Below are 13526 nucleotides of genomic sequence, written 5' to 3' on the forward strand. Positions count from 1 at the left end.
AATTCAAGACGACTACAATGCTTAGTGCTATTATTCGGTGGGCGATCGCTCGACGTTGGCTGGTAATTTTGGGTGCAGTTGTCCTCACATTTTGGATATTTCGCACCATAGTTCAGATGCCGCTGGATGTGTTTCCCAGCTTTGCACCCCCGCAAGTGGAAATTCAAACCGAAACCCCTGGACTTGCCCCTGAAGAAGTTGAATCCCTGGTAACTTTGCCAATTGAAAGCGCCATCAATGGGACTCCAGGGGTATCTGCGGTACGTTCTTCTTCGGCAGCGGGAATTTCTGTGGTCAAAGTCATCTTCAACTGGGGAACGGACATTTACCAAGCGCGGCAGTTAGTTACAGAAAGGTTGCAACAAGCTCAGGGCAAACTCCCCGATGGAGTAGAAACACCGCAAATTTCTCCGATTAGTTCTCCCATCGGCACTGTTTTGCAATATGCCTTTACTTCCCAAGCAACTCCCCTGATGGAGGTGCGACGCATTGTCGATTGGCAGGTGACTAACCGCCTCTTAGCCGTTCCTGGCGTGAGTCAAGTGGTGGCGTATGGCGGCGATGTCCGCCAGTATCAAGTGCTAGTCGATCCAGCCAAGCTCAAAGCCTTTAACATCTCCCTAGAAAGTGTTGTCGCAGCTACTCGTGGGGCAAATGTTAACGCTCCTGGCGGCTATTTCATCACTCCCGATCGCGAAAAATTAATCCGAGGTATCGGACGGATTGAATCGATTGAAGATTTGAAAAGATCGGTTGTTACTGCTCGTCAAGGTACTCCCGTCACGATTCAAGATATTGCTGACGTACAAATCGGAGCAGCTATCAAGCGGGGAGATGGCAGCTTTAACGGTCAAAAGGCAGTTATCGTGATGATTAACAAACAGCCGCTTGCCGATACTCCCACTGTCACCCGTGCGATTGAAGCGGCAATGGAGGAGATTAAAGCAGGCTTGCCAAAAGATATTGCAGTAACCGCTACATTTCGTCAAGAAAACTACATTGATTCTTCGATTGAAAACGTCAGATCGGCTTTATTTGAAGGCGCGATTATCGTAGCAATTATTCTGATTCCATTTTTGATGAATTGGCGCAATTTAGTTGTTTGTTTAGTTGCATTGCCTTTATCTTTACTACTAGGAGTGTGGGCGCTTGCTTTACTAGGGCAGGGTTTAAATACAATGACTCTGGGCGGGTTAGCAGTAGCAATTGGCTCAGCAGTTGATGATGCGATCGTCGATGCTGAAAACGTCTACCGTTGTCTGCGAGAAAACAAATACTCCCCCCACCCGCGTCCCGTCCTGAGTGTCGTGTTTGATGGTTGTCAGGAGGTACGAGATTCGGTATTCGGAGCTACTATTATTACGCTGGTTGTCTTCTCCCCAGTTTTTGCCTTGAGTGGTGTGGAAGGCAGCATTTTTATTCCGATGGGTATTGGCTACATAGTTGCGGTTTTAGCTTCTAGCGTCATTGCACTGACAGTCACCCCAGCTTTATGTGCAATTTTACTGCCTTACGGTCGCTTACCAGAACGAGAACCTTGGGTTGCCAGATTTTTTAAACGGCTTTATCAACCTTTATTAAATTTTTCTTTGCGCCGTTCTGGAATTATCTTAGCTTTTGCTGCTGCGAGTCTAGTAGCAGCAGTTATCGTTGTCCCCAGCTTAGGAAGAATATTTTTACCAGAATTTCAAGAGCAAACTCTGGTTAATACCTTGACTCTTTATCCAGGTATATCCCTAGAGACGACTAATCATGCTGGAGAAGCAATTCAAGCAGCGCTCAAGGGCGATCGCCGATTTCCTTTCGTACAGTTGCGATCGGGACGTGCGCCAGGGGATGCGGATGCGGCTGGGGTAAATACAGGGCATCTAGATATAGAGTTGAGCGAAGCGGGAATGAAAAATCGGCAAGAGAGTATTGAGACTCTACGGCAGGAATTTGCTAAATTACCAGGAGTCGCGCCAAATATTGGCGGTTTTATTTCACACCGGATGGATGAAGTGCTGTCGGGAGTCAGGAGCGCGATCGCTGTCAAGATTTTTGGACCCGATTTAGAACAGCTCCGCACCCTTGGCAGCCAGGTGAACGAGGCGATGAAAACCGTTGAGGGAATTGTCGATTTGCAACTCGAACCCCAAGTGCCAGTCGAGCAGATCCAAATTAAGTTCGATCGCAATGCGGCTGCTCGTTACGGTCATACAGTAGGACAGCTTTCCGATCTTGTCGAAACGGCACTCAACGGGCAAGTGGTGTCTCAAGTATTAGAACAGCAACAAACCTTCGATCTCGTTGTGTGGTTGAGACCCGATGCTCGGCAAAATTTAGATGCAATTCGGAATTTATTAATTGATACTCCTGATGGTAATAAAATTCCTCTCGCCCAAGTTGCTGCAATTGATAACGGCACTGGACCAAATACGATCAATCGCGAGAATGTTTCGCGTCTACTTGTCGTTGCTGCTAACGCTAGCGGTAGAGATTTGCGCTCTATAGTCAACGAAATTCAAGCAAAAGTTAGACAACAAGTACAAATCCCTCCTGGTTACTATATTCAGTATGCAGGACAATTTGAAGCAGAGGAAAGAGCCACGCAAAATATCCTCATCTCCAGTGTAATAGCCTTTGTAGTTATTACAGTTATTATGTACCTCTCAGTCAAATCTATTCCTTCTACCGCCACAATTATGATTAATTTACCCTTGGCATTGGTCGGGGGAGTCATTTCAGTAGCTTTAACTGGAGGAGTTATTTCTATTGCTTCCCTTGTTGGCTTTGTTACCCTATTCGGGGTTGCTACCCGTAACGGTCTGCTACTGGTAGATAATTACAATACTAAATTTGGTGAAGGTATGCCTTTTAAAGATGTCCTAATTAAGGGGACAATGGAACGGCTCAATGCCATTTTAATGACGGCTTTCACCTCAGCTTTAGGCTTAGCACCTTTAGTCTTACAAGGCGGAGCAGGGAAGGAAATTTTGCAACCACTTTCTATCGTAGTGCTAGGTGGATTGTTTACTTCTACAGCCCTAACACTGATAGTTTTACCTGCTTTGTACGTCAAGTTTGGTAAGTTTTTGATTCCTAAGCGAAATTCGTCAATTGTAAAGGATAGCAAGGCAATTGGAATTCCTTTTGAGCAGTAAATCTTGAGCCGTATTGCTTGACAACTGATTTTAATTTAGTTTGACTAAGATTTTTGCTTGTAAGTTAAAAAAAGATAAACAAAGTATGGAAAAGTCAACTAAAAAGATAGGTGTTAGTATTTGGCAAACTCGCTTTTATGTTGAAGAATTGCTGACAATTTCATCCCAGTTTCATTTTTAGTCGGAGATTAGTAAGTAGATTCCTCAAATGCGATCGCTACCTATCCTAATTGCATAAGTAGCATCGGTAAGAAGCTATTTCTGGAGAATCTAAAAAAATTATAGGCTCATCTCTCAATCTTGCAGGCTTTGCCCTGTGAAGGACAGATTATGGTAAAAGTTAACCGCCGACAGTTTATTATCCTCAGCACTGCTAGTGCAGTGACTGCATCAGTCGCGAGCATTGCATTGGCACAAAACAACAGGAATCCCTTCAAATCCCAAACCTTGTCTCCCAAACTTTACAGAAGTGCTGACGGTTTACTAGAACTAGAGCTAGAAGCAAGTTCTCGCTCTATAAGTTTGGGAGGCAAACGAGCAACTCTTCTGGGCTACAACGGACAAGTACCCGCTCCTCGGCTCGAAGCTCAAGCAGGAGATACAGTCCGCATCCGCTTCACTAGCAACCTCTCTCAACCTACTAACCTACACTATCATGGGTTGCACGTCACCCCTATAGGCAATGCAGATAATGCTTTCCTCGATATTCCACCGAAAGAGAGTTTGACCTACGAATTTACGCTCCCGAAAAACCACCCATCCGGCACGTTTTGGTATCATCCTCATCGTCACGGTTATGTAGCAGAACAAGTATTTGGTGGGTTAGCAGGTTTATTTATTATTCGGGGTGAGTTGGATGAGATTGCCGAGATCGAAGCTGCGAAAGAGGAATTTTTAGTTTTACAAGATTTTGCTTTAGATCGAAACGGACGGATTCAGTCTCCAAATCATATGGATATGATGATGGGGCGCGAGGGAGAACTACTAAGTGTCAACGGTCAAATCAACCCCATTTTCTCTATTGCTTCTGGGGGCTTACTACGCTTGCGATTTCTTAATGCTTCACCTTCTCGGTTCTACCGCCTCGCTCTCGAAAATCATCCCTTTTACTTAATAGACATCTCCGAAAACTATCAAACCTTCCCTATGACTAGCTTATAAGGCGCAAATGTAAGCAGTACGAATCACCTAGGCTATCTGCTCAAATAAGGATTTGAGATATTTAGTGTTGATAACAAGGCAGAAGCATAGAGTTGTATGCGTTAATTTCAACTTGAGGGCATAGGACTTATTTCTACTGGTAAGATGAGTGCTCCAATGCGGAATCTTACTAATCCACAAACTGCCATTATTACTTGTTCGTATTTTTTGGAATGTAGCCTAAATCTATCTTGAACAACTCGAAATATTTTCACGGAGCGGATGCGGTGTTCCACATATATTCGGTTAGAGGAGAACTGTTTGTTTTCTTCCTTTTGTGCAGTTGTTAACTCTCCATTCCTCGGTTTCTTAATTGGAGTTTCAATTAAATCTTCTCCTTGATCAGCCAAATCCCCTTTAAATTTTTGCTTTGGGTCAAAGCGAGTGCGATTTTCACGGAACAATGTTATATCGCTTTTTGGTCCAGGTTCACCTGCCACAATATCAACGATATCGCTACCATTAGGCAAGATAATCATTTGGCTTTTAAACGTATGATTACTCTTCCTACCTGAAAAATACTTTTCTTGTTTCTCATTGTCTCTAGGTCTCTCTCTAACTTGTTCATAGCTATCTACTATTAATTCATATTCTGTCAGTACTTCTTTTATCGTTTCATAGTCAGCAGCGTTTTTTTTTACTTGTTCGAGTAAGCTAGAGGGCAACAATTCTTGCAAGTTAGGTAACCAGTAGTTAAATGTATCATTGGCTGTTGATTCACTCACTTCAAATAAGATGCCCAAAAGTTGAAATGTCGTTAAATGTCTCAGATATAGCAAAGATAAAATTATCTGTTCTTTGAGGGATAATTTTGGTTTACGTCCTCCTCCACCAGCAATAATTCTAACTTTTTTGGATTCTCTTGCAGCTTGTTTTTCATAATGGAGCCGTTCTGCATTTTGAATTAATTGTTGCAACTGTCCATACTCTAGACCAATTAATCGCTGTGTTTCTTTAGGGTTCTCCTCAATATAATTCAGTATTAAAGCCATATTCTTGTGCCAAAAAACTTATCTTAGTGTTCTTTTACCACAGAACGTTACTATTTTGGAGATGTCTAATTGCTACAGACGGGGGAGCTGTAGCCGAACCTGTGGAACTCAAAGAACTGCTACTTGCGCCTGGAGAACGAGCAGAGGTGTTGGTGCGTGGGGAGAGAGAACCAAAGCAGTACCGCTTGTTAAATTTACCCTATAACCGAGGTGGTATGAAAATGATGGAAGATGAAATGGGTATGATGGGTGGTAGCAGCCACATAATGGGGGGAAGTTCTCAGGGAAATCCTCAAGTTTTAGCAACTCTGACTTATCAGGGTTCTGTCTCTACCTTACCTTTACCCAAACAGCTCATTTCTGTAGAAACTCTACCAGAACCGAAGACAGTCAGACGGTTAGAATTGTCAATGGAGGAGGAAATGACTCCTGGTATGGGGATGAGCTTTACGTTCAACGGGAAAGCTTTCGATCCAAATCGCATTGATGCCCAAGTCAGATTGAATACAGTCGAAGATTGGGAATTAGTTAACGTCGATCCAGACCGCATGGATCATCCTTTCCATTTGCACGTCAATCCTTTTCAAGTCATAACGCGCAACGGAAAACCAGAACCCTACCGCGCTTGGAAAGATACTGTTTTAGTGCGTGGTGGCGAAACTGTCCGCATCCGCATTCCCTTCCGCAATTTTTCTGGTAAGACCGTTTATCACTGCCACGTTCTCGATCATGAAGATCTAGGAATGATGGGGATTGTGAATATACAAGCTTGACGTTAAAACCTACTATAGAAGTTTTTGCCTTCAAGCGTATTGAAATATCGAGATCTCCAGGGGAAAGTCTTGTTATCGTTGCAAACGGGATGAGATTGAGCTAGAACGTCCAGAGTTTATGCAAGTGTTAGCAGAAAATTGTAGGATTAACGACACACTTGAGCAGTAGCAAGCAACCTTTACTATCCTACTAGGATCTTCTTTCCATCTGCTCCAATGCAGTTACGTTAGCCAGCCTTTCGCTCAGTTTAGATATGTATTACAGGACGTTATTACATACTTCAAAAAGCTAACGGACTCGATCGCCCGAACTAACTTGGATGTATAGTGCGATTTACTGCTATCTTCTCGGATATTAATCGCTTCCTGAATTAGACGATGCCACTTGGGTGGCACGCAAGATAAAGCGTACTGTCCTGCTCCAGTCTTTGAAGTTATGTCATTCTCTCTGAGCGTGTAAAACTGTCGCAAGATGCCTAGTATAGACCACTGAATCCCTTCATCTGTCAAGAGATAAGCTATCCTTATAGGCTTCTTTGTCCAGCTCACCCAGTATGTATTGAGATTCTCAAGCATTCTAGAAACAAGCAAGTCCCAATCTACTGTAAAAGCAAGCTCTTTGGGGTCAGTTCCTATGACAGCGATTCCTCGATTCTTCAAAACCCACCAAGTGACCGAGTTCAACTCATGATATCCGTGTGGATGGAGTATATCCTTGTAGTAGTAGGGATAGGGGGTAACTTCTCCCTCGAAATGCCCCAAGTCCTCCCACTGGAGATAGCCTCCTTCCAGTTTCCACTTGGGATACTTTTCCCGCATCTCTCGATGAATGCTTCGCAAGTATTTGATTTCATCTTCCCTAGCTTGATGGATTACAACTGCAATAAAGTCGATATCACTAAACTTCTCATTGAAGGCATTTAGTGCAATTGAACCACAGACGTAGAATGCCACCACAAAGCCAGGGAGCCTTTCCTCCATCATCTGAGTGTAATCTGCTAAAACAGGCTGAATTACTTCAGGAATTCCTTGATGCATACTATCTGCTCCATCAGAACAGATCGGTCTTACTTCATATTAAGCCGCGCTTTGCAACCTAGTACTCGTATTTTGCGTTTCTCGCCACACTTTTGCGATCTAACACTCATATTTTGAATCTTTTGCTGCAAAAGCACAGTTTAACAACAACGATCTGCACCTACATGCTGAATCGAAGGGGTAGAGGAACACGGAGTCTACTTGATTCTTTATAGTGTAGTAACAAAACTTCAACCCGATCGCCCGACAAATTTCATCTCGATTTCATCTGAGTTTGGGACATTAGATACAGTGCCTCACTACAAATACAACGATCGCCAAGCCGCTGTCCCAGCTATGGTCTAGAAAATAATGCTCAACTCTATTGTCAAATGGTCGATCGCTCAACGGTGGCTAGTCGTCATCGCCTCCATCATTATTACCCTATGGGGATTTCGCGTCCTGACTCAAATGCCGCTAGACGTTTTCCCAGCCTTTGCACCCCCGCAAGTAGAAATCCAAACTGAAGCACCTGGACTGGCTCCAGAAGAGGTGGAATCCCTCGTCACTCGACCGATAGAAAGTGCTATTAACGGCACACCTGGAGTCGAAACGGTACGTTCTTCTTCTGCCGTTGGTATTTCTGTAGTGAAAGTGATTTTTGGTTGGGACACTGAAATATATCGCGCCCGCCAGCTAGTTCAGGAGCGATTGCAACAGGCTCAAAGTCAGTTGCCACAGGGAGTAGAGCCACCACAAATTTCTCCGATCAGCTCTCCTCTAGGAGCGGCGATTAAATATGCCTTTACCTCCGAAACTACTCCCTTAATGGAAGTAAGACGGATTGTGGATTGGCAAGTAAAAAACCGTCTTTTGGCTGTGCCAGGGGTGACTCAAGTTGTGATTTTTGGCGGAGACGTGCGCCAGTATCAAGTGCTAGTCGATCCCGACAAGCTGAAAGCTTTCAATGTCTCTTTACAAGAGGTGGCGGAAGCAACGGAAAAAGCCAACGTCAACGCACCTGGCGGATTTTTAATCAACCCAGACCAGGAAATGTTAGTGCGAGGAGTTGGAAGGATTGCGTCGATTGACGAGCTGAAGCAATCGGCAATTACAGCTCGAAATGGTACGCCCGTGCTACTCGGTCAGGTAGCTGATGTCACGATTGGTGCAGAACTCAAACGCGGTGATGCCACTTTCAATGGTAAAAAGGCAATTGTTTTAGTTGTTAATAAACAGCCACAAGCTGACACCCCCACAGTCACCCGTGCAGTAGAAGCGGCAATGGAGGAAATTAAAGCCAGCTTGCCTAAAGATGTGAAAGTAGATGTGACTTTCCGTCAGGAAAATTTCATCGAAGCATCGCTCAAGAATGTAGAGGATGCCTTGCGCGATGGTATTATCATCGTTTCTGTCGTGCTGATTCTGTTTTTGATGAATTGGCGCACCGTGATTATCAGTCTGAGCGCCCTGCCCTTGTCTTTACTACTGGGGATGATGATTTTAAATTGGACTGGACAGGGCATCAATACAATGACATTGGGAGGACTGGCTGTTGCTATTGGTTCGGTAGTAGATGATGCCATTGTGGATATGGAAAACGTCTACCGTCGTTTGCGGGAAAATCAGCAAGCAGGAACGCCAGTCAATCCTTTACAGGTAGTATTTGATGGCTCGATTGAAGTGCGCGTCAGCGTACTGTTTTCAACAGTCATTATTGCTGTTGTCTTTGCCCCGATTTTCGCTCTTTCCGGTGTGGAAGGTCGCATCTTTACACCAATGGGGTTATCTTATCTACTTTCGATCGCGGCTTCAACTCTAGTGGCGCTGACGCTAACTCCAGCTTTGTGCGCGCTATTGTTGGTGAATCGGCGCTTGCCAGATGAGGAAACCTGGGTAGCGCGATTTTCCCATCGAGTTTACCGTCCGGCTTTGAGATTTTCAATTCGATTTCCCCAGATCGTGTTGGTTGCTGCCGTTGCTGGTTTTGTAGCGGCGATGGTGATACTACCATCGTTGGGACGGGTATTTTTACCGGAATTCCAAGAAAGTTCGCTAGTCGTTGCCACTTCTTTGTATCCAGGGGAGTCCCTAGAAGCTACTAATACAGCCGATCTAGCAATTCAGGATGCTCTCAAAAGTGACAAGCGGTTTGAAGCACTGCAATTGCGCTCGGGACGCGCCCCTGGCGATAGCGATGTGGGTGGTGTTAACTTTGGGGAACTAGATGTAGAACTGAGCGAGGAGGGACTGAAAGACCGAGAGGGGAGTATTGAAACTCTGCGACAAGAGTTTGCCAAAATACCAGGAGTAGCGGCTAACATTGGTGGTTTTATTTCACACCGGATGGATGAGGTGCTGTCTGGAGTCAGGAGCGCGATCGCCGTGAAAATTTTTGGACCCGACTTGGAGCAACTCCGCACTATCGGTCAACAAGTGGAGTCAACCATGCGTAACGTTACCGGAGTTGTAGACCTGCAACTAGAACCTCAAGTGCCGATTAAGCAGGTACAAATTCAGTTCGATCGCCCCGCTGCCGCTCGTTACGGTCTAAGCGTAGGCGATTTAGCTCAAACTATTGAAACTGCTTTGAACGGGCGAGTCATTTCCCAAGTTTTAGAAAACCAACAAGTATTCGATCTCGTCGTCTGGTTGCAAGAAAGTTCTAGAAATAACCTAGAAACTATTAGGAATTTATTAGTCGATACTCCCAACGGACAAAAAATTCCTCTAGCTCAGGTTGCCAGAGTTATCTATGGCACGGGTCCGAATACAATCAATCGCGAGAATGTTTCCAGGCTAATCGTTGTTTCTGCTAACGTACAGGGGCGAGACTTGGGTTCTGTCATTAATGATATTCGGAACCAAGTTAAACAACAGGTGCAATTGCCTTCTGGATACTACATTCAATACGGCGGTCAATTTCAGGCGCAAGAGCAGGCTACCCAAACCTTAATTTGGGCTGGCATCTTAGCATTCGTTGCCATTACGATACTGATTTACTTTGCAGTCAAATCAATTCCTGCCACGGCGATGATTATGATTAACTTGCCCTTAGCATTAGTGGGAGGTGTAATTTCTGTTGCCTTGGGTGGCGGTATTATCTCCGTGGCTTCAATGGTAGGGTTTATTACTCTATTCGGTGTAGCCACTCGTAATGGACTACTGCTCGTTGATAACTACAATAACAAGCTGGCAACTGGTATGCCTCTGCGAGAAGTTCTGTTTGATGGATCGATGGAGCGACTTGTCGCGATTCTGATGACTGCTCTATCATCAGCTTTGGGAATGGTGCCGCTGGTAATTGGCACTGGTGCTGGTAAGGAAATCTTGCAGCCATTGGCAGTCGTGGTGCTGGGTGGATTGTTTACCTCAACAGCCTTGACACTATTAGTCATCCCAGCTTTGTATTCTCTATTTGGCAAGTTTTTGGTTCCCAAAAAGACTGTACCAATACAAAATATTGAAGCTGCTCAAGGTTCACCTGTATAAACTTACTTGTCAGCTAATTTTTTCGATCTTTAACCGTTTCAAGTCAGGAGTCAATCAATGAAATTATTGCAATTTGGCGCGATCGCTCTAGGTAGTTTAGGACTGCTTGTTTTAGGAGCTTTTAGCCATAGCGATCGCGCCACTAGTTACGCCAGCAGCTCAAATACTAAAGCTGCGGAAATTGTAGTGGCGAAAACTGAATTAGTCAGCGAGAAAGCAGGTGCATCTAAAGATAGTAAAAGTAAAAAAGGCGGTCAGGTTGTAGAGGCAGGAGCTTACCACCTAGAGCTAGTGCCTGAAAAAGAAGCGAATGGAACTCACTTAGATTTGTATTTACAAAGAGGGGACAATCACGAAGCAATTCCTAATGCTAAAGTCACGGCTCAAGTTCAGTCGCCTGACGGAACCCAAAAAAACTTAAGTTTTAAATACGATCCTAGCGGGAAGCACTATACGACCTTACTGCCTGGGAAAGCAACTGGTCAGTATCAAATGAAAGTTACTGCCGATGTTAAAGGTGAAAAGGTAAACGGACGTTTTAGTTTTAAGCAGTAATCCGATCGGATAGTATCGCTAATTAGACAATCGGTTCTCACACCACAGTCAAGGACACAACTTCTGTGTCCTGACTTAGGTTAGATGTTCAGGTCAAGCGCACTCGACGGAGCAGCATGGCATTGATTGCCACAATGACGGTAGACAGGCTCATGAACAACGCTCCCACGGCAGGAGAAAGCAAAATACCCAATGGAGCGGCAACTCCAGCCGCTAAAGGAATTCCCACCACGTTATAACCCGTAGCCCAAAATAAATTCTGGATCATTTTGTTGTACGTTGCCTTAGCAAGCTTGAGTCCATAGGTGGCATCTAAGGGATTACTGTTAACCAAAACCAAATCGGCTGACTCGATCGCCACGTTAGTTCCTGCTCCAATCGCCAGTCCTAAGTCAGCTTCAGACAGAGCAGCAGCATCGTTAATGCCATCGCCTACGAAAGCTGTAGGCTTTTCAGCTTTCAGCTTGCGGATAATTGCTGCTTTATCTTGGGGCAAAACGCGGGCGTAGTAGCGGTCGATACCTAGCTCCGTGGCAACTGTCTTCGCCACTGCCTCGGCATCTCCAGTAATCATCACAACTTGAATATCCATTTCTTGCAGCCGCTGCACGGCGGTACGCGCCTGTTCCCTTACTCGGTCTGCTAGCCCAAACAGGGCGAGTAATTGTCGATCGTCTAGTAAGGCGATCGCGCTCTCCCCCCGTTCTTCAATGTTTGTCAATCCTGCCTGGAGTTTGTCAGCAAAGATGAGATTCAACTCCTTTGCCCATTCAGGTCTGCCAACTCGGTAACGTTTGCCATTGACTTGACCTTCTACGCCTTTCCCCGCGATCGCCTGAAACTCATTCGCCTTGGGAATCTCCAAATTACGCGCCTCAGCTTCTTGCACAACTGCCTGTGCCAGTGGATGCTCTGACAGCGATTCTAAAGCAGCGGCGATCGAGAGTGCTTCCAACTCGCCAATTCCTTCAGCATAAATTCGCTGTACGCCAAACTCACCTTTAGTCAGAGTTCCAGTTTTGTCAAAGGCAATAGTTTTAATGCTTCTAGCACGCTCGAAGGCTTCTCGCTTGCGTACCAAAATACCGTGTTTTGCAGACATTGATGTTGCATTAACAGTCACGAGTGGAATTGCTAGTCCCAACGCATGGGGACAAGTAATAACCAAGACTGTAACAGCGCGATTGATCGCAAAAGTTAGGGCTGAACCTACTGACAGCCAGACAATAAATGTCAGCGTACCTACCCCGATCGCAATTAAGGTTAACCAATAAGCCAACCGATCTGCCAAAGCTTGATAGCGACTCCGCGAAGTTTGCGCCTCCTCCACCAGCCGCATAATTTGACTGAGTGTTGTTTGTTCGCCCGTGCGCGTGACTTTTACAGTCAGAGCGCCTTCGCCGTTTACAGCCCCCGCTACGACTTCATCGCTGACTTGTTTCGTAACTGGGCGGGATTCGCCAGTGAGAAATGCCTCGTTCACGCTAGAAGCACCTTCAGTTACCTCTCCATCAATCGGCATTTGTTCGCCAGGACGAATTAATATCAAATCCCCCTCGCTTAGCTGACTTACAGGGACATCTTCTATTCTCCCGTTCGCCAACCGATGTGCAGTCGCAGGAACGAGATCGGCTAGATGTTCTAACGCGCGACTGGCTCCCTGAACCGATGCCATTTCAATCCAATGTCCGAGCAGCATCACATCCACCAGAGTTGCTAATTCCCAGTAGAATGGATCGCCCTGCAACCCAAAAGAAACCGCCAAGCTGTAAACAAAGGCGACGGTAATTGCTAAGGCAATTAGGGTCATCATGCCAATTCTAGATCTCAGCTCGCGCCACGCTCCTCGCAGGAAGACCCAACCGCCGTAGAAGTAAATAATGATACTCAAAATGGGCGTAACCCAAGCTGAGCCAGGAAACTGTATTGCCTGATAGTTAAACCACTCTTGAAATGAAGGTGCAAAATACAGTACTGGAAGCGTTAACAGCAAGCAGATGAAAAAGCGTCGCTTGAACATTTCTGGATTGTGTCCGGCGTGCTTGTCGTGTTCGCCATGCCGCTCGTGTCTTTCATGTTCGCTGTAGTTTTTGGGTTTGTCTTGCACGTTTGTAGTACTGCGGTGCTGGTGTTCTGAATGTCCGCGACGATCGCGATCGTGTTGCATTTCTTAATACTCCATCAGTGGAAACAACAAACCCAATGATTTTCGATATCAAAATGTTAAGCTGCCAATCGCTTTTTAACTCTCTTCCTCATGACTGAAACTATGCGATGAATAGAGAAGATTTATAGCAAAATATTAGCTTTAAACCGTTATTTCATCCTGATTTCATCCCGACCTGCAAAAATTT

General features: G+C 45.2%; 7 protein-coding genes and 2 pseudogenes. 6 read left to right on the top strand and 3 right to left on the bottom strand.

Annotated elements, in window-relative coordinates; translation table 11 throughout:
- Positions 1-17 precede the first annotated feature (17 nt).
- Both H6G17_RS17490 and H6G17_RS17495 read left to right on the top strand, forming a co-directional pair.
- On the top strand, positions 18-3143 hold the full coding sequence (locus H6G17_RS17490; protein WP_192159269.1) for an efflux RND transporter permease subunit: 3126 nt from the start codon (positions 18-20) through the stop codon (positions 3141-3143).
- A gap of 330 nt (positions 3144-3473) precedes the next feature.
- Positions 3474-4259 (top strand): annotated as a pseudogene (locus tag H6G17_RS17495) (multicopper oxidase domain-containing protein); the annotation flags it as partial.
- A gap of 152 nt (positions 4260-4411) precedes the next feature.
- On the opposite strand, the gene H6G17_RS17500 reads toward H6G17_RS17495, so the two are convergent.
- A complete protein-coding gene (locus tag H6G17_RS17500) occupies positions 4412-5335 on the bottom strand; it encodes a transposase family protein (RefSeq protein ID WP_192159270.1) in 924 nt (307 codons plus the stop codon).
- 65 nt (positions 5336-5400) lie between these two features.
- Here H6G17_RS17500 and H6G17_RS34720 point away from each other — a divergent pair.
- Positions 5401-6108: pseudogene (locus tag H6G17_RS34720) on the top strand (multicopper oxidase domain-containing protein); the annotation flags it as partial.
- A gap of 243 nt (positions 6109-6351) precedes the next feature.
- On the opposite strand, the gene H6G17_RS17510 reads toward H6G17_RS34720, so the two are convergent.
- Entirely contained in the window at positions 6352-7146 is a 795-nt protein-coding gene (locus H6G17_RS17510; protein ID WP_192159271.1) for an aminoglycoside adenylyltransferase domain-containing protein, read from the bottom strand.
- Between the two features lie 201 nt (positions 7147-7347).
- Here H6G17_RS17510 and H6G17_RS17515 point away from each other — a divergent pair, with 201 nt between their 5' ends.
- The 3 genes from H6G17_RS17515 to H6G17_RS17525 are packed head-to-tail and all read left to right on the top strand — an operon-like array spanning position 7348 to position 11172.
- Positions 7348-7491 (top strand): hypothetical protein, encoded by a 144-nt coding sequence (locus tag H6G17_RS17515; RefSeq protein ID WP_192159273.1) that lies wholly within the window; start codon positions 7348-7350, stop codon positions 7489-7491.
- Positions 7492-7497: 6 nt separating this feature from the next.
- Complete coding sequence (locus H6G17_RS17520) at positions 7498-10617, top strand: efflux RND transporter permease subunit (protein WP_192159275.1); 3120 nt, start codon at positions 7498-7500, stop codon at positions 10615-10617.
- Positions 10618-10674: 57 nt separating this feature from the next.
- Positions 10675-11172, top strand: coding sequence for a hypothetical protein (locus H6G17_RS17525; RefSeq protein WP_192159276.1), 498 nt, complete (start codon positions 10675-10677; stop codon positions 11170-11172).
- Positions 11173-11260: 88 nt separating this feature from the next.
- Here H6G17_RS17525 and H6G17_RS17530 read toward each other — a convergent pair whose 3' ends face one another.
- Complete coding sequence (locus tag H6G17_RS17530; RefSeq protein WP_192159277.1) at positions 11261-13339, bottom strand: heavy metal translocating P-type ATPase; 2079 nt, start codon at positions 13337-13339, stop codon at positions 11261-11263.
- Positions 13340-13526 lie beyond the last annotated feature (187 nt).

The organism is Chroococcidiopsis sp. [FACHB-1243] (assembly GCF_014696895.1).
In the GTDB taxonomy this organism is placed as follows: Bacteria; Cyanobacteriota; Cyanobacteriia; order Cyanobacteriales; family Chroococcidiopsidaceae; genus Chroococcidiopsis.